At 60.4% G+C, this 23497-nt stretch carries 20 protein-coding genes; 14 read left to right on the forward strand and 6 right to left on the reverse strand.

The features are described from left to right. Nucleotides 1-28: 28 nt before the first annotated feature. Nucleotides 29-3805 carry an efflux RND transporter permease subunit gene (locus NIT7645_RS02010; protein ID WP_008561755.1) on the reverse strand — a complete coding sequence of 1259 codons (3777 nt, stop codon included), beginning with the start codon at nt 3803-3805 and terminating at the stop codon, nt 29-31. Further along, on the reverse strand, nt 3802-5058 hold the full coding sequence (locus NIT7645_RS02015) for an efflux RND transporter periplasmic adaptor subunit (protein ID WP_008559702.1): 1257 nt from the start codon (nt 5056-5058) through the stop codon (nt 3802-3804). The genes NIT7645_RS02010 and NIT7645_RS02015 overlap by 4 nt, the downstream gene beginning before the upstream one ends. A gap of 297 nt (nt 5059-5355) precedes the next feature. Between NIT7645_RS02015 and NIT7645_RS02020 the strand changes: the two genes are divergently transcribed. The 5 genes from NIT7645_RS02020 to NIT7645_RS02040 all read left to right on the forward strand — a co-directional run bounded on the left by NIT7645_RS02020 (nt 5356) and on the right by NIT7645_RS02040 (nt 10886). Continuing rightward, nucleotides 5356-6027 (forward strand): tetratricopeptide repeat protein, encoded by a 672-nt coding sequence (locus tag NIT7645_RS02020; RefSeq protein ID WP_008558898.1) that lies wholly within the window; start codon nt 5356-5358, stop codon nt 6025-6027. Nucleotides 6028-6113: 86 nt separating this feature from the next. Further along, nucleotides 6114-7436: a PQQ-like beta-propeller repeat protein gene (locus NIT7645_RS02025; protein WP_008558908.1), complete on the forward strand. Its 1323-nt coding sequence runs from the start codon at nt 6114-6116 to the stop codon at nt 7434-7436. Between the two features lie 99 nt (nt 7437-7535). Next, complete coding sequence (der, locus tag NIT7645_RS02030) at nt 7536-9002, forward strand: ribosome biogenesis GTPase Der (protein ID WP_008562137.1); 1467 nt, start codon at nt 7536-7538, stop codon at nt 9000-9002. 276 nt (nt 9003-9278) lie between these two features. Further along, nucleotides 9279-10280: a fatty acid desaturase gene (locus NIT7645_RS02035; protein WP_008559738.1), complete on the forward strand. Its 1002-nt coding sequence runs from the start codon at nt 9279-9281 to the stop codon at nt 10278-10280. 21 nt (nt 10281-10301) lie between these two features. Further along, nucleotides 10302-10886 (forward strand): helix-hairpin-helix domain-containing protein, encoded by a 585-nt coding sequence (locus tag NIT7645_RS02040; protein WP_008560515.1) that lies wholly within the window; start codon nt 10302-10304, stop codon nt 10884-10886. Between the two features lie 74 nt (nt 10887-10960). On the opposite strand, the gene serS is transcribed toward NIT7645_RS02040, so the two are convergent. Next, entirely contained in the window at nt 10961-12253 is a 1293-nt protein-coding gene (gene serS, locus NIT7645_RS02045) for a serine--tRNA ligase (protein WP_008562614.1), read from the reverse strand. A 137-nt stretch (nt 12254-12390) separates the two neighbouring features. Next, nucleotides 12391-13479: a pentapeptide repeat-containing protein gene (locus NIT7645_RS02050; protein ID WP_050685964.1), complete on the reverse strand. Its 1089-nt coding sequence runs from the start codon at nt 13477-13479 to the stop codon at nt 12391-12393. Between the two features lie 179 nt (nt 13480-13658). Between NIT7645_RS02050 and yajC the strand changes: the two genes are divergently transcribed. The 9 genes from yajC to NIT7645_RS02095 all read left to right on the forward strand — a co-directional run bounded on the left by yajC (nt 13659) and on the right by NIT7645_RS02095 (nt 20018). Then, nucleotides 13659-13943 carry a preprotein translocase subunit YajC gene (gene yajC / locus NIT7645_RS02055; protein ID WP_008561892.1) on the forward strand — a complete coding sequence of 95 codons (285 nt, stop codon included), beginning with the start codon at nt 13659-13661 and terminating at the stop codon, nt 13941-13943. Between the two features lie 34 nt (nt 13944-13977). Further along, nucleotides 13978-15639, forward strand: a complete 1662-nt coding sequence (gene secD, locus NIT7645_RS02060; protein WP_008562108.1) for a protein translocase subunit SecD — start codon at nt 13978-13980, stop codon at nt 15637-15639. 1 nt (nt 15640) lies between these two features. Then, nucleotides 15641-16609, forward strand: a complete 969-nt coding sequence (gene secF / locus NIT7645_RS02065) for a protein translocase subunit SecF (protein ID WP_008559401.1) — start codon at nt 15641-15643, stop codon at nt 16607-16609. A 194-nt stretch (nt 16610-16803) separates the two neighbouring features. Beyond that, a complete protein-coding gene (locus tag NIT7645_RS02070) occupies nt 16804-17157 on the forward strand; it encodes an Mth938-like domain-containing protein (RefSeq protein WP_008559851.1) in 354 nt (117 codons plus the stop codon). A gap of 117 nt (nt 17158-17274) precedes the next feature. Then, a complete protein-coding gene (ccmA, locus tag NIT7645_RS02075; protein WP_008563039.1) occupies nt 17275-17883 on the forward strand; it encodes a heme ABC exporter ATP-binding protein CcmA in 609 nt (202 codons plus the stop codon). Then, nucleotides 17880-18536, forward strand: coding sequence for a heme exporter protein CcmB (gene ccmB / locus NIT7645_RS02080; RefSeq protein ID WP_008559498.1), 657 nt, complete (start codon nt 17880-17882; stop codon nt 18534-18536). Before ccmA ends, ccmB begins: the two co-directional genes overlap by 4 nt. A 45-nt stretch (nt 18537-18581) precedes the next feature. Further along, nucleotides 18582-19313 (forward strand): heme ABC transporter permease, encoded by a 732-nt coding sequence (locus tag NIT7645_RS02085; RefSeq protein ID WP_008562316.1) that lies wholly within the window; start codon nt 18582-18584, stop codon nt 19311-19313. Next, nucleotides 19313-19468, forward strand: coding sequence for a heme exporter protein CcmD (gene ccmD / locus NIT7645_RS02090; protein WP_046212169.1), 156 nt, complete (start codon nt 19313-19315; stop codon nt 19466-19468). The genes NIT7645_RS02085 and ccmD overlap by 1 nt, the downstream gene beginning before the upstream one ends. Continuing rightward, the gene (locus NIT7645_RS02095) at nt 19461-20018 is read left to right on the forward strand and encodes a DsbE family thiol:disulfide interchange protein (RefSeq protein ID WP_050685966.1); all 558 of its coding nucleotides are present in this window, start codon (nt 19461-19463) and stop codon (nt 20016-20018) included. The genes ccmD and NIT7645_RS02095 overlap by 8 nt, the downstream gene beginning before the upstream one ends. A gap of 72 nt (nt 20019-20090) precedes the next feature. Here the strand turns inward: NIT7645_RS02095 and NIT7645_RS02100 are convergent, their stop codons facing one another. Both NIT7645_RS02100 and acnA read right to left on the reverse strand, forming a co-directional pair. Beyond that, nucleotides 20091-20492 (reverse strand): putative quinol monooxygenase, encoded by a 402-nt coding sequence (locus NIT7645_RS02100; RefSeq protein ID WP_306315109.1) that lies wholly within the window; start codon nt 20490-20492, stop codon nt 20091-20093. Between the two features lie 156 nt (nt 20493-20648). Further along, the gene (gene acnA / locus NIT7645_RS02105) at nt 20649-23396 is read right to left on the reverse strand and encodes an aconitate hydratase AcnA (RefSeq protein WP_008561388.1); all 2748 of its coding nucleotides are present in this window, start codon (nt 23394-23396) and stop codon (nt 20649-20651) included. Between the last annotated feature and the right edge of the window lie 101 nt (nt 23397-23497).

A 23497-nucleotide genomic window follows, 5' to 3' on the forward strand; every position in this document is an offset into this window, starting at 1 on the left:
CTCTAGAGCGGGGCTTTTTTTGGTGGGGTTACTCGGCTGCGCGAAGCGAGGGGTTGGCGGGCGCCTCGGCGTCGGCTTCTTCCTTGCTTTCGTTATCAAGCCTGCCTTCCCGCTCCCACAGGATTTCGGTGGTGGGCAGGGTGCGGGCCTTGGTGGCCAGGCGCATGTCGCGGGCGATCCGGCTGGACCGGCCCCCCGTCAGCCGCGCGAACAGGCGACCAAGGGCCGCGACGTAGATCCACAGCCAGACCCGGATCGCCAGGAGCGACGGCGTCACCAAAAGGGTCAGCACGGTTGCAATGCCAAGACCAAAGACCACGGCGGTTGCCAGCTGCTTCCACCACAGGGAGGTCGGGCTGTCGATGGAGTAGCCGCCGTTGATGAAATCGAGGCTGAGCCCGAACATCATCGGCGCAAGGCCAGCCATCGTGGTGATCGTGGTCAACAGAACCGGACGGATCCGCGCCTCTGCGGTGCGGATGATCGCCTCGATGCGGGGCATCTTGCGGGCAAATTCCTGATAGGTGTCGATCAGGACGATGTTGTTGTTCACAACGATCCCGGCCAGGGCCACGATCCCGGTGCCTGTCATGATGATCGAGAAGGGCTGTTTCATCACCATCATGCCGATCAGCACGCCGGTGGTGGACAGAACCACCGCCAACAGAACCAGGATAGAGTTGTAGAAACTGTTGAACTGGGCCAGCAGGATCACGAACATCAAGGCCAGAGCCCCGGCAAACGCCTTGGACAGGAAGGCGCCGGATTCGGCCTGTTCTTCCTGATCGCCTGTCCACTCCCACGTGATGTCCGCCGGGAACGGTGAGGTTTCCAGCCACTCGGTGAGCTTGGCGATCCGCTCGTTTGGGTTCAACACAACAACACGCGCGCCATCTGCCAGCGCCTCTTTCAGCGCTTCGGTGTCCTGCGCCTGTTCCAGCTGGAACAGCGACAGCTGCATGCCGCTGGATGATGTGAGGGGGCCATCGGCGTCGAGTTTCACATAGGCAAGCGTCTCATCAGTGCCGCTGTCCGGGTTGGGCGCCACGACCTTTGCGACGGCGGCTTCGATGTCGGCCTTCACGTCGTAATAGCGCTGCTGCTGGACGCGGTTGATTTCCGCCAGCTTCGGTACGGGCTGGCGGGTGATGAAGTTGGACAGCGGCACCAACCCGTCTTCGGTGCGCAGTTTGAGCGCATCAAGGGTTGAGAGAACGCGGTCTTCCTCGGGCAGGCGGACGCGGATTTCGATCTCCTCATCAGAGCTGTCCACGCGCATGGTATCCAAGAGGATGCCGCGTGTGACCAGCTGCACCATTGCACCAACGGTGGCCACGTCCGCGCCATAGCGGCCCGCCTTTTCGACATCCACGTCGATCTGCCAGTCGATGCCGGGCAGGGGCAGGCTGTCTTCGATCAGGTCGAGCCCGGGGGTCGCCTCAAACTTGGCGCGGGCCTGAGCGGTGGCAGCTGTCAACGTCTCCCAGTTGTCACCCTTGATGCGCAGGTGCACAGGCTTGCCCGATGCCGGACCCTGGGCCAGCGCGCGGATTTCGGCCTCGAAACCGGGCAGTTCGGCCAGTTCGGCGTTGATCTCGTCGATGACAGTGTCGCCATCGAATTCGGTGGCAGTCACCTCGCGGGTGAACCAACCATTGAACCAGCTTTCCGTCTGGGTTGGACGGTCTTCCCATGGGATGATTTCGAACTGGACCTGACCGATGGTGTCCGGCGGCGTCTGCGCGCCAGAGGCATCGGTATTGAGCCCGCCTTCACCGGCAAAGGAGAAGACGTTCACAACCGCCGGATGGGACAGGATCACCTGTTCGGTCAGGCGCACCATTTCGTCTTCCTCCATCAAGGAGGTGTTGCCGCGGGCGCGGACATAGGCGGTGGCCTGTTCGGGTTCGGATTCCACAAAGAATTCGACGCCATAGTTGTTTTCACTGAAGGTGGCGAAAACGGTCATGATGGCAAAGGCCACAGCGCCAACCGTAACCACCGGCATGATTGGATTGCCGACGATGAACTTGATGAAATGGCCAAAGGGCGTGTGCTGATGGCCGGGATCCACCGGTTTTTCGCGGCGGGTCAGCTGGGCGGCCTGCAGGGTGACAGAGGCGCCAAAGGCCGACAGAACAAAGACCAAAGCGCCAACAATCAGCGCGGCGGGACCTGCCGTTTCGGCAGGGAGAAGATAGCCCGGGTTCAGCATCTGCATCGCCCCTGCAAACATCCCCCACAGCGCCACCGGCACGAGAGCTGCACGCACCCACCAGGGCGCAACTGCGCGCAGACCAGCGGCCATACGTTCAAAGGCGCGGCTCATCCGGCCAGAGACACCCCCCATGACCGGAAGGTAGATCAGCGCAACCACGAGGGAGGCGGAGAGAACGAAGATCAGCGTGACGGGCAGCATGCCCATGAATTCACCGGGCACGCCGGGCCAGAACAGCATGGGCAGGAACGCGCAGAGCGTCGTTGCGGTCGAGGATACCACCGGCCAGAACATGCGTTGGGCGGCCTCGACGTAGGCGTGCATCGGGCCCGTGCCCTCGCTGATGCGCTTGTCGGCGTATTCCACCACCACGATCGCGCCATCCACCAGCATGCCCACTGCAAGGATCAGACCGAACATCACGATGTTCGAAATGCTGACACCCATCACCGCAAGAAAAGCAAAACACAACAGGAACGAGGTCGGGATGGCAAAACCAACCAACAGCGCGGCGCGGCTGCCAAGCGAGGCGAGCACCACGATCATCACCAGTGCCACCGCCGTCAGAACGGAGCCTTCAAGCTGGCTGACCATAGAGCCGACAACCCGGCTCTGGTCGTTTGACGTGCCCACCTGAACCGCGGCCTGCAGTTCTGGCGGCCATTTGGTCTTGGCCTTGTCGAGGGTCTCTTTGACCAGATCGACGGTATCGATCAGGTTATAGCCTTTGCGCTTGACCACCTGAAGCGCCACCGTGTCTTCGCCGTTGAAACGCGCAGTACCGCGGCGGTCCTCGAAGGTGAAGTTGATGGTGGCCAGCTCGCCCAGTGTCACCACTCGGTCGCCGTTGGTCTTGACCGGGAGGGCATAGATGTCGCGCACATCGTCAAAGGACGACGGGATCTTGACGGAAAAGGTGCCCTGATTGGTTTCGACTTCACCGGCTGCAATCAGCTGGTTGTTGTTCTGAACAACGGTAATCAGTTCCAGCGCCGTGACGTTGTAGGCCTCAAGGCGCAACGGGTCGATCAGCACTTCGACCATTTCATCCCGGTTGCCCGCAATCCCGGCCTCCAGGACCGGTTCCAGCGCTTCCAGTTCGTCCTGCAAGTCCTTGGCGATACGGGCCATTGTCCGTTCCGGAACGGCGCCGGTCAGGTTGACAATCACAATCGGGAATTCGGAGAAGTTGATTTCGTTGATCGAATACTTTTCCGCCCCTTCCGGGAATTCGGCCTCGGCGGAATCCATCGCATCCCGCACATCGGCCATGATCGCGGTCTTGTCCCAGCCAAAGTCGAACTCCAGCGCGACGCCGGCATAGCCCTCTGCGGCAGTGGCCGACATCTTGTCGAGCCCGTCCAGATCGGCAAGCTCGGTCTCCATGACCTTGACCAGCAGGGTCTCGGCGTCCTCGGCCGAGATGCCGGGGAAGGGGACAGAGATGAAAAGGGCGGGGATTTCGATGTCAGGCTCCCCTTCCTTGGGGAGCGAGGCATAGGCGAAACCGCCGACCAGAATGGAGATGGCGATAAACGCCAGAATCATGCGCGCCCGTTCGGCGGCCCAGCTGACGATACCGGTCATTGGCTGGCCTCTTTATAGGTGGCAGTGACAGGGACGCCTGCCACGACAAAATCCTGACCAACCACGATCACGTCGGCCTGTTCGGGCAGGCCCGCGACCCAGACGCCGTCCGAGGTGTCCCGCAGCAGGGTTACGGGGAAGAAGGCGACGATGCTGTCAGCGCCCACAACACGCACCCCCAGTTGACCGTCGTTGTTGAGCGTGAGGGCCGATTGCGGCAACAGATGTGCCTTGGTGCCCTCGGCGGCGATCACGATGTCAGCGGTCTGGCCGTCACGGATGGCGAGACCGGGGTTGGGGATGGTGATTTCCACCTCAAATGTGCGGGTGGTCGGATCGGCAGAACGGCTGATGAAGGTCACTTTGCCGCTGACCTGTTTGCCGGTTGCAAGCTCCGCTCCGGCTGTGGCGCCGATCTTCACGCGGTTCACTTCGGTTTCCGGGACAAAGCCGACGATCTTGATGGTGTCCAGTTGGATCACCGTGGCACAGAGGCTGCCGGGCTGCATAAGGCTGCCAAGTTCGGCCGCGTCGCTTTCCAGCAGACCGTCAAAGGGCGCGAGGATGTCGAGGCGTGCCATTTCCTTTTCGGAGGCCGCAACCTGAGCAGAGGCTGCTTCGATGCCGGCGCGGGTGGTTTCCAGACCGGTTTCCGCTGTCGCGACGCCTGCAACCGCAGAACGCTCTGCCGCCTGCGCGGCTGCGAGGCGGGTTTCCGAGGCATAGCCACCTTCGGATAGTTTCTGCGCTGCCGTCAGGTTGATGCCTGCTTCCTTCAGGCGGGCGCGGGCCTCATCCAGACGGGCCTGGGCTTCGGGGACGCGGATCTTGGCCTCTGCAAGACGGGCCTTGGCCTCCAACAGGGTGGCGGGGCGGGTGCCCGGGTCCAGCTTGCACAGGAGATCCCCGGCCTTGACCTGCGCACCTTTGCGCAGCGGTTCGGAGACAACTGTTGATGTGGTTTCTGCGCGCACTTCTACCTGGCGGGCGGCTTCTGTCTGGCCCCGCAGGATGACCGCGCTGTCGATCCCGCGGGCGGTGCTGCGCAGGGCCACAACCCGAACACGGGCCGCGCCGGATTTTTCTGCGTTGTCTGTGGCTGGTGCAGCCACCGGCGCTGTGGCCTCTGCCGATGTGTCGGTGGCAACAGCGTCTTCGCCGCGGGCAAAGGCAAGCAGCGCCTCACGCTCGATCACGGCATAATACAAGCCGGTGGTCACAATTGCGGCAGTCAGCAATGGAATTACACGCATACGGGGCCTTCCTAAACGTCAGTCGTCCCTCAAGGGGTACTATAAGACCAGTCAACATCCGCGCCAAATCGGGCGCACACTGGCAAATTTGCGCCAAGTGATAAGTGCCATATAGGGTTTGTCCACACTGAACTATGTAGTTCAGTTCACATTTTTTGCGGTTTCTGGCGGATTTGTGGGCAATCGGTAACGACAGCGCCACTTGGCTTGGCATCTGTTGCACTGTAAGAGAGGCTGAACACAGGAAACTTTCCGTCAGCCGGGAACTGGCAGGCGGGGCAGGTCAGGGACAATTTCATGAGCGATACCGACAGCTTTATTGATGAGGTGACAGAAGAAGTCCGCCGCGATCGCCTGTTTCTGATGCTGAAGCGCTACGGCTGGATCGGTGGCGTTGCGGTTGCCCTGATCGTTGGTGGCGCTGCCTATCGTGAATATGACCGGGCGCAGACTCAGGCGGCGGCCGAGCAGCTGGGCGATCAGATGATTGCCGCGCTGGACAGTGATGACAGCGCAGCGCGAGCCGAAGCCCTGTCGCAGATCACTGCGGGTTCGGCGGGTGGTGATACCGTGCTGAAGCTCTTGCAGGCGGGCGCGCTTGCAGATGCAGGAGAGCGTGACGCCGCGATTGCAGCGCTCAACGCGATCGGTGGCAATGGTGATGTGCCGCTGATTTACCGCCACATCGCGACGTTCAAGGCCCTTGGCCTGCAACAGGACAGCCTGCCTGCCGCCGATCGGCGCATTCAGTTCGAGGCGCTGGCCCAGCCGGGCGCGCCGCTGGATCTGCTGGCGCGCGAGCAGCTGGCGCTGATTGATATCGAAGAGGGCAAGACCGAAGAGGCGATTTCCAAGCTGCGTGACATTATCAATGCGGCAACAGTCACCTCGGACTTGCAAGACCGCGCCTCTCAAGTGATTGTGGCCCTTGGGGGGTCGCTTCAGCCTGAGACCGGGTCTGACGGATAATCCAGCAATCCAGCCGTTCCGCGTATTGGGGCGCGGGGCGAAGCGTATCAAAAGTACAGTAAAAGTGCATTAAACGGGGCAGGGCAATGACGGCAGTAAAGAGCTTTTGGCGTGCAGGGGGCATTCTGGGGGGCACCGCGCTGGCGTTGGTTCTGAGCGGCTGCACTGAACCCGAAGAAATCCTGCGCGGCGAGCGCGAGGACATCCGCCCCGACAGCACGATCACGATTGTTGACCAAAGCCGCGCCATTGCGCTGCCTGCTGCACGCACCAATGCCGATTGGGCACAGGGCGGCGGTCTTGAAGGCCTGCGCCCGACGCACCCGGCCCTGGCCGCAGCGCCCAGCGAAATCTGGTCCACCTCCATTGGCGAGGGGGACAGCCGCCGCCAGCGTATCACCGCAACGCCGGTGATCGGCGATGGTCTGATCTACACGCTCGACAGCGCGGCCCAGGTTTCAGCGGTGTCCCCGTCGGGGGCCGTTGTGTGGCAAAGCGACCTGATCCCGGCATCTGACAGCGCGGGCCAGGCAACCGGTGGCGGGCTCGCCTATGACGGCGGTGTTGTCTACGTCTCCTCCGGTTTTGGCGTGGTGACCGCGCTTGATGCCAAGTCCGGCGCAACCCTTTGGCGTCAGGAGCTGGACGCAACCGGATCTGGCCAGCCGACCGTGCGCGACGGGCTTGTCTATCTGGTGGCGGGTGATGACACCGGCTGGGCGATCAATGCAAAAGACGGCCGCATCGCGTGGCAGGTCGAGGGCACCCCGAGCCCATCCAATGTGCTGGGAGCGCCTGCGCCAGCGGTCACATCGAAATTTGCAATCTTTGCCTTTGGCTCGGGGGATGTCGCGGCAACCTTCCGCAAGGGCGGTCTGCGCCGTTGGAATGCCTCGGTTGCGGGGCAGCGGATTGGCCGCTCTATCGCGCGGATCGGGGATGTGACGGGGGCACCGGTCGTGTCTGGTGGTCGCCTTTACATTGGCAACCAGTCGGGTCGGACCGCGGCTTTTGACGCAGAAACCGGAGAGCGGATCTGGACCGCGCCCCACGGTGCGACCGATCCGGTCTGGCCGATTGCGGGCAACCTGTTCCTGCTGAGCGACCTGAACCAGTTGGTGCGCCTTGACGCCGACAGCGGCGCGGCGGTCTGGGCAGTTGATCTGCCTGGCTACCTCAAGGACAAGCCCCGCAAGCGTGGAGCCATTGTCGCCCATCACGGCCCGGTCGTGGCTGGTGGGCAGGTTGTTGTGGCCTCCAACGATGGGTTGATCCGTTTCTTTAGCCCCGAAAGCGGTGACCTCTTGCGCACCGTGTCGATCCCCGGCGGTGCGACAACCGCACCGGTGGTGGCAGGTGGGACGCTTTATGTGGTGTCCACCAAGGGGCAATTGCACGCTTTCCGCTGACAGGTCACTGCAGGCGGAGAGCCAAAACTGACGATGCGGTCTGGAAGGACGCGCGTAGATGCGCTATGGGGCGCGTCTGAATCGCAGAAAGTTGGTCTGATGTCTTTTACCCTCGCTATCGTGGGGCGCCCGAATGTGGGCAAATCCACACTGTTCAATCGTCTCGTCGGCAAGCGGCTGGCGCTGGTCGATGACCAGCCCGGGGTCACACGCGATCTGCGCGAGGGCGAAGCGCGGCTTGGCGATCTGCGCTTTACCGTCGTGGATACCGCCGGTCTGGAAGAGGCCACCGACAACTCGCTTGAGGGGCGGATGCGTCGCCTGACAGAGCGCGCGGTGGATATGGCTGATGTCTGCCTGTTCATGATCGACGCCCGCGTCGGGGTCACGCCCACGGATGAGGTCTTTGCCGATATCCTGCGCAAGAAATCCGCGCATGTCATTCTGGCGGCCAACAAATCCGAGGGTTCGGCAGCTGATGCCGGCGTGCTGGAGGCCTATGGCCTTGGCCTTGGTGAGCCGATCCGCCTGTCGGGGGAACACGGCGAGGGCATGAACGACCTTTATGTGCAGCTGATGCCGCTGGCAGATAAATTCGACAAGATCGCAGAAGCCACCAGCCCGGAAACGGATGTGACTGTCGATGAGGAAATCGACGAGGATGACGATCTATCGGTGCCCATGCCGACTGCCAACAAGCCGCTGCAGGTGGCTGTTGTGGGCCGCCCCAACGCAGGCAAGTCCACCCTCATCAACAAGATCCTTGGCGAAGACCGACTGCTGACCGGTCCCGAAGCAGGGATCACCCGTGACGCCATTTCGCTGCAGATTGACTGGCAGGGCGTGCCGATGCGGGTTTTCGACACCGCAGGCATGCGCAAAAAGGCCAAGGTGCAGGAGAAGCTGGAAAAGCTCTCTGTGTCTGATGGTCTGCGCGCGGTCAAATTCGCAGAGGTCGTCGTGGTGCTGCTGGATGCCAGCATCCCCTTCGAGCAACAGGATCTGCGGATCGCTGACCTTGCAGAGCGTGAAGGCCGTGCGGTCGTCGTGGCGGTGAACAAATGGGACGCCGAGGAAAACAAGCAGGAAAAACTGCGTGACCTCAAGGAGGCCTTTGGCCGGCTGCTGCCACAGCTGCGCGGTGCGCCGCTGGTGACGGTATCGGCCAAGACCGGCAAGGGGCTTGATCGTCTGCACGCAGCCATCATGCGCGCCTATGAAATCTGGAACCGCCGGGTGCCGACTGCGGCGTTGAACCGCTGGTTGATTGGCATGCTGGAACAGCACCCGCCGCCCGCCCCGCAGGGCAAGCGGATCAAGCTGCGTTACATGACGCAGGCCAAAACCCGCCCGCCGGCCTTTGTGGTGATGTGTTCGCACCCCGACAAGCTGCCAGACAGCTACACGCGCTATCTGGTGAACGGGCTGCGGCAGGATTTTGACATGCCGGGCACGCCCATCCGTCTTTACATGCGCGGGCAGGGGGACAAGAACCCCTACAAGGGCAAACGCGAGAAAAACGCTGGCGCCTTGGCCAAACACCTCAAGAACAACCGCCGCGGCTAAGCCCGATTGGGCAAATGCCAAAGCTGAAATACAGGGGCCGCGTCCGAACAGGGCGCGGTCTTTTTCTGTCTGATTGGCGGAATTTGACCTTTGGCACCTTGCTTTGTTACGCTTTGAGCCAAGTTATTTCAGATGGGGCAAAGCGTTCTTGGCCTGAGGGCTGGATTTAGGCGCGAATTTTCATCACCGGGTATTGCTTCACCGGATTGCCCCAAGGTTTCTATCGCCTGCGCAAGCAGTCATGGCGACGTTACATGGTAGATCTAGGGGTGTGGTATGGATCTGAGGGCACATACTCGCGCGTTTTGCGACAAGGACAACCGGCTGGCTGCGCTCAGTTATTTCGGAACATTTGCCGTCTATTTCGCGGCGCTGTATCTGGCCATCGCTTATGTGGATCGCTGGTATGTGATGGTCCCTGCGGGCGTGGTATTCGCCTTTGCAGCGGTGCGCCTTTATGTGCTGCAGCATGACACAGGCCATCACTCTCTGTTTGAGACCCGCGACCAGAACGAACTGGCAGGCCATGTCCTGTCGCCCTTCACCTTTGCCCCGTTTGAGGTGATGAAGCAGAACCACAATGAACATCACGCCTATGTCGGCAATCTCGATCACCGCGACAGCGGCGAGATCCACACCATGACGCTGCGCGAATGGCAGGCGGCGGGCTGGGGGCAGCGGTTGATGTACCGGCTGTATCGCAATACTTTCATTCTGGTCCCCCTTGGTGCGGCATTTACCTATTTCATCCGCTACCGATGGCCGAAAAACACGCTGCGATTTGGGGTGTTGGGAGTGCTGTTGCACAACGTGGTGATCGTGCTGCTGCTGGCGCTGCTTTACGCTGTGGCGGGGCTTACTGGGGTCCTGGTCTGGTTGGGGTTTTCCTTTCTCGGGGGGATGATCGGGGTGTTTCTGGTCTATCTTCAGCACAATTTCGAAGACACCTATTGGGACCGGCGGCCGGACCTGAACCCCCAGATTGCCGCCTTGCAGGGGTCGTCCTGTCTTGATTTTGGCTGGTTTTTTGACTTTGCCGTTGCCAATATCACCCTGCACGACATTCATCATTACAACGCCCGCATTCCCAGTTACCGGTTGCGGCGCTGCCATCATAGTCTGCCGCCTGATATGGCGCCGCGACGGATCGGATTTCTTGAGGCGATCCGCGCCCTTGGCCTGAAGCTGTGGGACGAGGAACAGGAGCGTCTGGTGCCGTTTCCGGCGCGCGCAGAGAAGAAAATGGCACCGCTGCCAGAGCGTGGGCAAAAGGCATAACCGAACACGTAAGGAGCATTCATGACCCCCATTGCCAAATTGAACGGCGTCGGGCCTTCGCTGGCTGAGGTGTTGCAGGCCAACGGTTTGCCGTCGGTCGAGGCGGTGGCCGCCGCAAAGCCCGATACGCTGATGCAGATCCCGCGGATCGGTCGGCTGCGCGCGACCAAGCTGATCGCAGAGGCGCGCAAGGTTGCAGGCACCCCCAAGACCAGCATGGCGACGACGCAAGGCTCAGACGACACCCCGGTTGCCGCCAACGGCAGTGAGGCGCGTGCCACCAAGGAACAGCTCAGCTCGGCCCTTGCAGCGGCAGAGGCGGCACGTGTCGCCGCCGAAGCAAAGGCCGCAAAAGCCAAGGCCAAGGCCAAGAAGGCCGCGAAACAGGCCGAAACCCTCGCTGCGGAATTTGCAGCCGCCAAGGAGAAGGCCAAGGCCAAGGCCAAGAAAGTGAAAGCCAAGGCCAAGGCCGCGATCGAAAAGGAAAAGGCCAAAGCCAAGGCCATTCTGGACGCCAAGGCGAGCGAGCCTGCCAAGAAAAAGTCAGGCAGCAAGAAGGCCGCCAAACCGACAGGTGGCAAGGCCAGGAAAAAGGCCAAGAAATAAATGGATGAATGAAAAAACCGGCCCCTGATACAGGTGGCCGGTTTCATTTTCTTACAGGCGGTTGCGGCGTGGTCTTAAACCAGTTTGCCGTCCGCGCTCAGGGTCAGTTTGCCACCGAGATAAGGCGCCAGCGCCTCTGGCAGTTTGACAGAGCCGTCTTCCTGCTGGCCGTTTTCCAGCACCGCAATCAGGCAGCGGCCGACCGCAAGGCCGGAGCCGTTCAGCGTGTGCACGAACTCGGGCTTGCCGCCCTCTGCGGGTTTGAAACGCGCATTCATGCGGCGTGCCTGAAAATCACCGGTGGTGGAAACCGAAGAAATCTCGCGGTAGGTGTTCTGACCCGGCACCCATGCCTCGATGTCAAAGGTGCGGCGCGCGCCAAAGCCCATGTCGCCGGTGCACAGGATCACGGTGCGATAGGGGATGCCCAGTTTCTCCAAAAGCCCCTCGGCGCAGCGCAGCATCCGCTTTTGTTCGTCGTCGGACTGGCTGGGGTGCACGATAGAGACCATCTCTACCTTTTCGAACTGGTGCTGGCGCAGCATGCCGGACGTGTCCTTGCCCGCGCTGCCCGCTTCTGAGCGGAAGCAGAGCGTATGGGCTGTCATGCGGATCGGCAGGGCCGCCTCGTCCAGCGTGTCGCCCGCGACGGAATAGGTCAGCGGCACCTCGGATGTCGGCACCAGCCACCAGCCATTGGTGGTCTGATAGCTGTCATCGCCGAATTTCGGCAGCTTGTCGGTGCCATACATCGCCTCGTCACGCACCAGAACGGGAGAGTTTACCTCCATCAGGTCGTTCTCGTCGACGTGGGTGTCGATCATGAACTGGGCCAGCGCGCGGTGGATGCGCGCCACTGCGCCCTTGAGCACGACAAAACGCGAGCCAGAGATCTTGGCCGCAGTTTCAAAGTCCATCGCCGCTGCAACGCCCGCGATCTCAAAGTGTTCCTTGGGCGCAAAGGTGAATTCGGGCAGGGTGCCCCATTTGTTCACCTCGACATTGTCGTCCTCATCGGCGCCTTCGGGCACGTCTTCCGCCGGGTTGTTGGGGATGCGCGCCAGCATGTCGGTCAGCTTGGCGTCCAGCTCCTTGGCCTCGGTCTGCATTGCGGCAACTTCGGCTTTTTTCTCGGCCACGGCTGCGCGCAGGCGTTCGAACTCTTCGTTGTCGCCCTTGGCCTTGGCCGCGCCGATGGCTTTGGCCGCCTTGTTCTGCTCGGCCTGTGCCTCTTCGGCGGCCTGGATCTTGGCGCGCCGCGCTTCGTCCAGCGCGAGCACGTCAGACGACAAAGCAGACTCTCCACGGCGGGCCAGGGCGGCGTCAAACGCAGCCGGGTTTTCGCGGATTGCACGGATGTCATGCATGGGTCTGCTCCTATCAAGCGGTTTTGAATCAGTGCCGCCAGCATATGCCGGAAGGGTGAAGAAAGGGGAAGGGGGCGCAGACGTTTGCCGCAAGGGTGTTGTGGGATGGCACGTTATGGGGCGGGGGGAGTTTGAGGTTATTGGTTGGCCACTGCCATTTGGTACTGGTCTTCATCCAAGTGTGCGCCTTGTTCGTACGCTTCGCGCAGGACGGATGCGCTCAATCCTTGGGCTGCTTGCAATTTGGCGTCGGCCCAAGACACTTCGAAGATGACTGCATTTGTAAACCTGGCCTCGGTCAAACGTGACCAGCTGAGATCGGTTCCGACAAAGATCGCCCGTGAAAGGTCGCTCCTACTCAACATTGCGTACTGGAGTTGTGCGCCAATAAAGTCAGCCCCAGAAAAATCGAGTTTGGCCAGTCGCATTCTCTGTAAGTTGGCTTTCCGCAAATCAATATGGACCTCGTCTGGTTCTACTCCTTGAATGCTCTTCATCCTACCAAGGGTCTGGACCGCATTTTCCATGTCGGAGCGCTGGACAGTCAGCGCAAGGCCCCATGCCTTAAGCTCTTCATGTGGTTTATTATCCGGGGCGACCTCGGGGGGATGCTCCCGAGATAACTCTCTTACATAAACGCTCAACAGCCGCGACACTCTGGCCGCGGTATCTGGCCGTTCACTCACCAAGCCTTCCAGTCGGTCGATAGCCGCGTTTCGGCGAGTGATGTCGTCTTCCCAAATGTTTTGCGTGCCGTCCCAGCGCTGGCGCATAGCGTGAAGGTCTTCGGTGGCGGCGTTGATCTCGTCGTTAAACAGAGATTTTTCTGTCGTTTCACTCGCATCCCGCGTGAGTTTGACCTTGATGAGGGTCAGCGGGAAAGCGATGACCGCGCCAGTGGTTGCCGTGATTGCCGTGAGACGAACAAGGGCGAAACGTCCGCTGTTGCTCATGTCGCTGGCAGTAGACTTCCAATGAACGCCTTGGATAATCTCCCAAATCACCGAGAGCAGGCCAACCACCAATAACCCGAACACTATGGCCCAGAGCGCAGCGCCGATGAGCAAGACCGGGGCCCATATGGCATCCAGTCCCAGTTTGGACTGTAGATATGCTATTGGTTTGGCTTCGTTTGACGACAAGACAATGAGCGGGAAGACGACAAAAACGGCGAGGCCAAACAGGGCAAGAACCGGCAAATGGCCGGGGTCTGAAATGTTGATCATGGCTACAATCTGGTTCTGAAAATCAATACCCGCACCCTCTCATTGCCCCCTTATCGGGTCAACTGCGTTTGCGGTATCGGTTCTGGCCGCCTTAGCCTTGCAAGTGGTGGGCGCAGCGCATAGGTTCAGCGGCAAAAATCCGGGCGTGACAAGCGCCTGTCTCACAGAAGGAATATCCCATGGAAGGTGGCGCAATCGCCCAATTTCTCCCGCTCATTCTGATCTTCGGGATCATGTACTTCCTGCTGATCCGTCCGCAGCAGAAGAAGATGAAAGAACATCAGAACATGGTGGCCGCGCTGCGTCGTGGTGATCAGGTCGTGACCCAGGGTGGCGTCATCGGCAAGGTCTCCAAGGTCAAGGACGATGGCGAGCTGGAAGTTGAGATCGCTGAAGGCGTGAAAATCCGCGTGGTCAAATCCACCATCGCACAGGTTCTGAGCAAAACCGAACCGGCAGACTAAGCGTTCCCGCTTAACCAATTGAAAAGGCAGGGCAATGCTGCAAATTGATCTCTGGAAGCGGGTCCTCATCTGGCTGGTCTGTGTGACCGGCCTTTTGCTTGCCCTGCCGAACGCGTTTTATACGCGCGTCGAGCAGGCCAATGACGCCGCCGCCGAAATTACGCTGCGGGGGGAAACCCCCGAACGGCTGGAGGTGGCGGGTCAGTGGCCGTCGTTCCTGCCGTCCAATCTCGTCAATCTTGGTCTGGACTTGCGCGGTGGTGCGCATCTTCTTGCCGAGGTGAAGGTCGAGGATGTTTATGCCGCGCGCATGGATGCGCTGTGGCCTGAGGTCCGGGACGCGCTGCGCCCGGAACGTGCTGAGGTCGGCACCTTCCGTCGCCAGCCCGCGCCGGAGGGGCAGATTCGTCTCAAGATCTCCAATCCCGATGGCATGACCCGTGCGCTGGAAGTGGTGCGCGGTCTCGCCAATCCGATCACCAGCCTGACCGGTGCAGGCGCCAGCGACATCACCGTGAGCGGTGCGGGTGATATCCTCACCATCGAGCTGAGCGAAGCGGAAAAGCTGGCATCTGATGATCGCACTGTGCGCCAGGCGCTGGAAATCGTGCGTCGCCGGATCGACGAGGTGGGCACGCGTGAGCCGACCATCCAACGTCAGGGCACCGATCGGATCCTGATCCAGGTGCCGGGCATCGGGTCCGCATCAGAGCTGAAGGCCATTATCGGAACCACCGCTCAGCTGACCTTTAACCCGGTTGTGGGCCGTGGCAGCGATGCCGACGCCAACCCGGGTGTTGGCAACAAGGTGATCCCGTCGCTGGATGAAAGCGGCATCTACTACACCGTCGAGGCCGCCCCGGTGGTCACCGGCGAGGAACTGGTGGATGCCCAGCCCTCGTTCGACCAGAACGGCCGCCCGGCGGTCAGCTTCCGCTTCAACACCACGGGCGCGCGCAAGTTCGGCGACTACACGGCGGAAAACATCGGCTCTCCCTTTGCGATTGTGCTGGATGAGGAGGTGGTCTCTGCCCCGGTCATCCAGGCCCATATCGCAGGTGGCTCCGGCATTATCACCGGTAATTTCACCATCGAGGAAAGCACCAATATGGCGATCCTGCTGCGTGCAGGTGCCTTGCCTGCGGGGCTGGAGTTCCTGGAAGAGCGCACCATTGGCCCGGAACTGGGTCAGGACAGCATTGATGCAGGCAAGGTCGCAACCGTTGTGGCCTTTGTCGGGGTGCTGGTCTTCATGGCGCTGAGCTATGGTCTGTTTGGTGTCTTTGCCAATATCGCGCTGATCCTGAACATCGGTCTGATCTTTGGCGCGCTGAGCCTGATTGGCGCAACGCTGACGCTGCCGGGCATTGCGGGCATCGTTCTGACGGTGGGTATGGCGGTGGACGCCAACGTGCTGATCTTTGAACGGATCCGCGAAGAGCTGAAGGCCGGTCGTGGCCCCGCACGGGCCATTGATGAAGGCTACTCCAAGGCGCTGAGCGCCATTCTTGACGCCAACATTACCACCTTCATCACGGCGGTGATCCTGTTTGCGATGGGCTCTGGCCCGGTGCGGGGCTTTGCGATCACGCTGGGTCTGGGGATCATGACGTCGGTGTTCACTGCGATCTTTGTGACGCGGGTGATCATCGTCATGTGGTTTGAACGGCGCCGTCCGAAAACGATCGAGGTTTGATATGCGGTTGAAACTCATTCCCGAAAGCACCTCGTTTGATTTCTTCAAGCGCTGGAAGCTGTGGCTCGGCATTTCGGCCGTGATGATCATCGTCGGTTTTGCCTCCTTTGCGTTGCAGGGGCTGAACTACGGGATCGACTTCCGTGGCGGCACGACCATCCGCACCGAAAGCACGACCGCAATCGACGTCGGTGCATACCGTGACGCGCTGCAGCCGCTTGAGCTGGGTGATGTCTCTATCAGCGAGGTGTTCGATCCGACCTTTGAGGAGGATCAGCACGTCGCCATGGTGCGCATTCAGGCGCAGGACGACGGCGAGGCGATCTCTGGCGAGCAGATCGAAGAGATCAACAGGGCGCTTGATACGGTTGCGCCGGGCATCAAATTTGTCTCGGTCGAATCCGTCGGCCCCAAGGTTTCAGGCGAGCTGGTGCAGACCGCGGTCATCGCTGTTGCCCTCGCGATTGGCGCGGTTCTGATTTACATCTGGCTGCGCTTTGAATGGCAGTTCGCGCTGGGGGCTGTTGCGGCGCTGGTACATGACGTGGTGCTGACGATTGGGGTGTTCTCGGAACTTCAGATCAAATTCGACCTCGCCATCATCGCGGCGCTGCTGACGATTGTTGGCTACTCGCTAAACGATACGGTGGTGGTTTTCGACCGGGTTCGTGAAAACCTCCGCCGCTATAAGAAAAAGCCGCTGGCCGAAGTGTTGAACATTTCGATCAACGAAACCCTGAGCCGGACAATGATGACCTCTGTCACCACATTGCTGGCGCTGGTGTCGCTGTATGTTCTGGGCGGTGACGTGATCCGTGGCTTTGTCTTTGCGATGATCTGGGGTGTTATCATCGGCACCTATTCATCCATTTTCGTGGCCTCGACCATCCTGTTGTGGCTGGGCGTAAAGCGCGACTGGACCAAGCCGACCAATACCACCGGCAACCAGTTCGCCAATATCGACGCCTGATTTCCGAAGGCTCGACCAGACCAACACCAAAGAGGCCGTGGCACTGCTGCGGCCTCTTTTCTGTTCGGGGGGCTATTTTGTCGGCCTGCTGCCCGTGGTAAGGAGCAGGCCAACGTCTGATCTGCCTTGCCAAGGGCAGGGCGCGCGACATGTCAGGGGCAGGACCAGATCCTGAGCAAACAGAGGACACAGCCATGCGATTGAACGAAGTCTCCTTCACCGATGCCTTGCCTGTCGATGGCTATGGGGCGGGGTTCTTTCGGGTGGGCGGTGAGGTCCATCAGGGCAACATCCTGACCGGCACTGATGGCACGCGGGCCTGGGGCGGTTATGATGATCGCGCACCTCTCCTGGCGCTTGGCGGGGAAATTGACGTGCTCTTTATCGGCACTGGCGCCGAGGTTGCCCATATCCCGGCCGATTTGCGTCAGGCACTGGAGGGTGCGGGGATCGGTGTTGAAATCATGAACTCTCCCGCTGCCTGCCGGACCTACAATGTCCTCTTGTCCGAAGGACGCCGGATTGCGCTGGCGGCCCTGGCGGTCTGAGCCCGGTCAAGGACCATTGGGTGCACGCCGGGACAAAAGGTTGATCTGGCGCAAAGAAATCGCTGCATCAATCGGGTTTTTGGCGCAGGATAAAAGCGGCAGGCGCAAGGAACGAGCATGAAAATCGCAGGGTTGAGCATTGCGCGGGGCGGGGCCCCGGTGCTGGAAGGGGTGAGCTTTGAGCTGACACCGGGCCGGGCGCTGATCCTGCGGGGGCCGAATGGCTGCGGCAAGACCACGCTTTTGCGGACCATTGCGGGGCTGCAACCACCTCTCGCGGGGACGATCACCGGCGCGGAGGAGGACATCGCCTATGCAGCGCATTCCGACGGGATCAAGCTGACGCTGACTGTTGGCGAAAACCTGACCTTCTGGGCCGAGATTTTTGCCGCAGGAAGCATTGAACCTGCGCTGGATGCCTTTGATCTGCGTGGCCTGCTGGATCGGCCGGCAGGTGCATTGTCAGCGGGACAGAAACGGCGGCTTGGGCTTGCGCGCCTCTTGGTCACTGGGCGGCGCTACTGGATCCTGGACGAGCCGACCGTCAGCCTTGACCGGGCGTCCGTGCAGCAGTTCGCCGGGGTGGTAGAGCGCCATCTTGCAGATGGTGGTGCGGCCCTGATCGCAACCCATATTGATCTTGGCCTTGAGGGCGAGACGCTGGATGTCAGCCAGTTCAAGGCGAAGCTGCCGGATCTGGAAGAGTTTGACGAGGCATTCCTATGAAGGCGCTGTTGCTGCGCGATCTGAAGCTGGCGTTGCGAGCCGGTGGCGGGTTTGGCCTTGGCCTTGCGTTTTTTCTGATTGTCACGGTTCTGGTGCCATTTTCCGTGGGCCCGCAGTCTGAACTGCTGGCGCGGATTGCCCCCGGTGTTCTGTGGCTTGGCGCGCTGCTGGCGTGTCTTTTGTCGCTTGACCGTCTGCTCGCACTGGACTGGGAGGACGGGACGCTTGATCTGATGGCGACCTCGCCCCTGCCGCTGGAAGCGGTGGTCACGATCAAGGCTCTGGCGCATTGGATCACCACCTCGTTGCCACTTGTTCTGGCGGCGCCCGTCTTGGGGATTTTGCTGAACCTGCCAACCGCGGGGTTTCAGTGGCTGGTGGTTTCACTGCTGCTCGGCACCCCTGCGCTGTCGGTGATCGGCACCTTTGGTGCGGCGCTGACGGTTGGGCTCAAGCGGGGTGGACTGCTGCTGTCGCTGCTGGTGCTGCCGCTTTACGTGCCGACCCTGATTTTCGGCGCCGAAGCGGCGCGGCGTGGGGCTGATGGCATGTCCGTTGAAACGCCCCTTTTGATGCTGGCCGGTATCTCGGCCGCGACCCTTGCCTTGCTGCCCTTTGCAAGCGCTGCCGTCCTGCGCGTCAATTTGCGCTAGGGTGACTGAATTGAGATCTCTCCAAGCAAGAGCTAAATAGCCAACATGTCGATCTGGGAATACGCCAATCCAAAGAAGTTCCTCACCACCTCAGAACGGGTGCTGCCTGTGCTTTGGGTGTTGGCAGGGGTGTTGTGTGCCGTCGGATTGATCTGGGGGTTCTTTTTCACGCCCGATGATTACCGGCAGGGGGCATCGGTCAAGATCATGTTCGTGCATGTGCCGGCCGCGTTTATTGCGATCAACGCCTGGTTCATGATGTTGGTGGCCTCGTTGATCTGGGTCATCCGACGCCATCACGTCAGCGCATTGGCCGCCAAGGCTGCGGCACCTGTTGGTGTTGTCATGACATTGATCGCCCTCATTACCGGGGCGCTTTGGGGGCATCAGATCTGGGGCACCTGGTGGGTGTGGGATCCGCGGCTGACCTCATTCCTGGTGCTGTTTCTGTTTTATCTTGGCTATATCGCCCTGTGGTCTGCGATCGAGGATCCGGACACTGCGGCTGATCTGACATCGATCCTTTGCCTTGTCGGGTCGGTTTTCGCTGTGCTCAGCCGCTATGCGGTGCTGTTTTGGAACCAGGGTTTGCATCAGGGGGCGTCTCTCAGCCTCGACAAGGAAGAGAACGTCGCAGATGCCTTTTCCAACCCGCTTTATGTCTGCATGGCCGGGTTTGGTTTTCTGTTTCTTGTTCTGGTCCTCTACCGCACCGGAACCGAAATTCGGGCCCGCCGTATCCGGGCCCTCATGATGCGTGAAAGGATGGATGCCTGATGCCTGATCTTGGAAAATACGCGTTTGATGTTCTGGCCTCTTATGGCGCGTCGCTGCTGTTGCTGGGGGGGCTCTTGGCCCTGACGCTGGGCAGGGGCGCAAAGGTCCGTCAGGACATGCACAAGATGGAACAGCGGAGCAAATCCCGTGGCTAAGATCTCTCCCGTTATGGCGTTGCCGATCTTGGTGTTCGGCAGTTTTGTTGCACTTGCCTATACCGGCATGTTCCGCGACGACCCCGAAAGCCTGCCCTCTGCCCGAGAGGGGCAGTCTGCACCGCCTGTGGTGATGACACCCTTTGCAGATGATCCGGGCTTTGACGATGCGACCCTGCGCGATGGCGATGTCAAACTGGTCAACTTCTGGGCCAGCTGGTGCGGACCCTGCCGGGTCGAACACCCAAGCCTGGATGCCTTGTCCAAAGAGGGGCTCGCGATCTACGGGGTGAACTACAAGGATCAGGAAGACAACGCGGTTGGGTTCCTCGAAGAACTGGGCAACCCCTATCGTGCCGTCGGGCGGGATGAGCAGGGCCGCATGGCGCTGGACTGGGGCGTCTACGGCGTGCCTGAAACCTATGTGGTCGACGGAGAGGGCACCATCATCCTGCGCTTTGCTGGGCCGATCACCCAGCGCGTGATCGACAGCACCATTCGCCCGGCGCTGGACCGCGCGGCTGGCACGGCTGGCGACGCAGGGTCCTGATCGCGCCCCAATGCCCCCCGCTTGCAAAACGGCGCGCCTGACCCAGGTTGGGCGCGTTTTGTCGTTTCGGGCTTAGACCAGCACGGAGTAGGTGCGAAAAACCTGCTCTTCTTCGATGTAGTCGTTGATTTGCATGAAATCACCGCGTTCAGCTCGCCAGGTCAAATAGGCCTCAAGCGCCTCTGAACTGTCCCAGACCTGAAAAATCACCAGCTCCTTGCGGTCCTGGCTATCCAGAAAACGCGCAGTCAAACAGCCGGGAAAATCCTGTGTTTTGCGGATCATCCCTTTCAGCATGCTGATGAGGGCCTCGCGCGTTTCTCGGATGGGTTTTATGGTAACGATGATCGCTTCTTGCACTGTGCTCTCTCGCTGGGGCTCACTGTTGGTCTTGCACCACATCCTGCACCGGGATCTGGCTTGCCCATTTTTTGGGCATGTTTGTTTTAGCGTGCACCCCTTAACGGAATGCATCTTTTAATTGTTTTTCCAGCGACTTACATCGCTAAACATGATAATTTGGTACATCTTTTGTTAACCATTCCAGCCGTTTGGTCAAAAGAAAAAGGGCCCCTGCAGGCAGGAACCCTTTGATTGTGGCGGCGGGGGCCGCGCGGGTTTTGAGCTGGCCTAGGCCTTGGCGAGTTTGCGCAGCACGTAGTGCAGGACACCACCGTTCTCGATGTATTCGATCTCCGGCGCGGTATCGATGCGGCACTTCAGGGTGATCGTCTTCTTGGTGCCATCGGCGTATGTGATGTCACAGTCAACCTCTTGCTGCGGACGGACAGTTTCCAGGCCCTTGATGTCAACAACCTCGTCGCCTGTCAGCTTCAGCGATTTGCGGGTGTCGCCGCCTGTGAACTCAAACGGAATGACGCCCATGCCAACGAGGTTGGAGCGGTGAATGCGCTCAAAGCTCTCGGCGATCACGGCTTTCACCCCCAAGAGCGCTGTGCCCTTGGCCGCCCAGTCACGCGATGACCCGGCGCCGTATTGCTCGCCACCAAAGACCACCAGCGGCGTCCCGGCCTCCTGATAGGCCATCGAGGCGTCAAAAACCGAGGTCTGATTGCCATCAGGCCCTTTGGTATAGCCGCCCTCGACCCCATCCAGCATTTCGTTCTTGATGCGGATATTGGCGAATGTCCCACGCATCATGATTTCGTGGTTGCCCCGGCGGGAGCCGTATGAGTTGAACTCGCGCGGTTGCACCTGACGATCCAAGAGATACTGACCCGCAGGCGTGGTGGTGGCAAAAGATCCGGCGGGGGAAATGTGGTCGGTTGTGACCATATCGCCCAGGATCAAAAGCGGCTTGGCCCCTTCGATCGAGGCAATGGACCCCGGTTCTGGCCCCATGTCCTGGAAATAAGGCGGGTTCTGGATATAGGTCGATGCCGATGGCCAGTCATAGGTCTCCTGATCGGGGACAGACACGCCCTGCCATTTCTCGTCGCCTTTGAACACATCGGCATATTTGCTGCGGAAGGCTTCGCGGGTCACGGTCTCTTCGACCAGATCTGCGATCTCCTTCTGGCTTGGCCAGATATCGCGGAGGAACACGTCGTTGCCATTTTGGTCCTGTCCCAAGGGATCGTTGACCAGATCGACATTCATGTCACCCGCCAAGGCATAGGCCACAACCAGCGGCGGGGAGGCGAGGTAGTTTGCCCGCACATCCGGGGAAATCCGCCCCTCAAAGTTGCGGTTGCCCGACAGGACGGAGGTCGCCACCAGATCACCGTCGGCAATCGCCTCCGAGAGCTCTTGCTGGATGGGGCCGGAATTGCCGATACAGGTGGTGCAGCCATACCCCACGAGGTTGAAGCCGATCGCATCCAGATGTTCCTGAAGGCCCGCCGCCTGCAGATATTCTGTCACAACCTGCGACCCCGGCGCGAGAGAGGTCTTGACCCAGGGTTTGCGGGTCAGCCCCAGTTCGTGGGCTTTCTTGGCGACCAGACCGGCACCAATCATAACGTAGGGGTTTGATGTATTGGTGCAGGAGGTGATGGAGGCAATTACGACCGAGCCATCGCGCAGCTCATAATCCTCGCCCTTGACGGGGTGGGATTTGCGCGGGTCAGCCGCTGCGACAGGGGCGGGGCCCTCATCTGCCATTGCCTCGGCTTCTGCGTCGGTTTCAATGCCGCGATACTCGCTCACGACATCGAAAAACGCGCTCGCGGCCTGATCAAGCGGCGTATAGTCCTGCGGACGTTTCGGGCCGGAAATCGCAGGTACGATTGTGCCCATGTCCAGCGAGAGCGTATCGGTGTAGATCGGCGCATAATCAGCGTCGCGCCAGAACCCGTTTTCCTTGGCATAGGTTTCGACGAGAGCAATGCGATCCTTGTCGCGCCCGGTGTTGCGCAGGTAGCGCAGGGTTTCCTCGTCAATCGGGAAAAATCCGCAAGTGGCGCCATACTCAGGCGCCATGTTGGCAATGGTGGCGCGGTCCGCCAGCGGCAGGCGGTCAAGCCCGACGCCGTAGAATTCCACGAACTTGCCCACGACGCCCTTGGCGCGCAGCATCTCCACTACCTTCAAAACCAGGTCGGTGCCGGTGGTGCCTTCGACCATCTCGCCTGTCAGCTCAAAACCGATCACCTCTGGGATCAGCATGGAAATCGGCTGTCCAAGCATCGCGGCCTCGGCCTCGATCCCGCCGACGCCCCAGCCCAGAACCGCGGCGCCGTTGACCATTGTGGTGTGGCTGTCCGTGCCAACCAGCGTGTCGGGGTAGGCGACTTCTTCGCCGTTCTGGTCGGTGTCGGTCCAGACCGTCTGCGCCAGATATTCCAGGTTCACCTGGTGGCAGATACCTGTGCCCGGCGGCACCACGCGGAAATTGTTGAACGCGGTCTGCCCCCATTTCAGGAAGGTGTATCGTTCCATGTTGCGTTCGTATTCACGGTCAACATTCATCTGGAACGCGCGCGGGTTGCCGAATTCGTCAATCATGACAGAGTGATCAATCACCAGATCAACCGGCACAAGCGGGTTGATCTTGTTGGCATCGCCCCCCAGCGCCTTGATCCCGTCGCGCATTGCAGCGAGATCGACAACAGCAGGGACGCCGGTGAAATCCTGCATCAACACACGGGCCGGGCGATAGGCAATTTCACGGGTGCTTTTGCCGCCGTCTTCGGCCCATTTGGCAAAGGCCTTGATGTCGTCCGTTGAGACGGAAAATCCACCGTCCTCGAACCGCAACATGTTTTCCAGCACCACTTTCAACGCGGCAGGCAATTTGGAAAAATCGCCCAAACCGGCCTCTGTGGCGGCGGCGATGGAGTAATAGGAAACCGATTTACCGCCGGATGACAGCGTGCGGCGGGTTTTGGCTGTGTCCTGACCAACTGAAATGGGCATGGGGGCCTCCGTTGAAATGTCAATTAAAGGAACTCGCTACACCGTATTTGTGGCACAACGCGGCCAGTTCAATAGTTGTTCCGGTGTTTTTTGCATGCAAT

The organism is Phaeobacter italicus, from assembly GCF_001258055.1.
GTDB classification, from domain to species: domain Bacteria; phylum Pseudomonadota; class Alphaproteobacteria; order Rhodobacterales; family Rhodobacteraceae; genus Phaeobacter; species Phaeobacter italicus.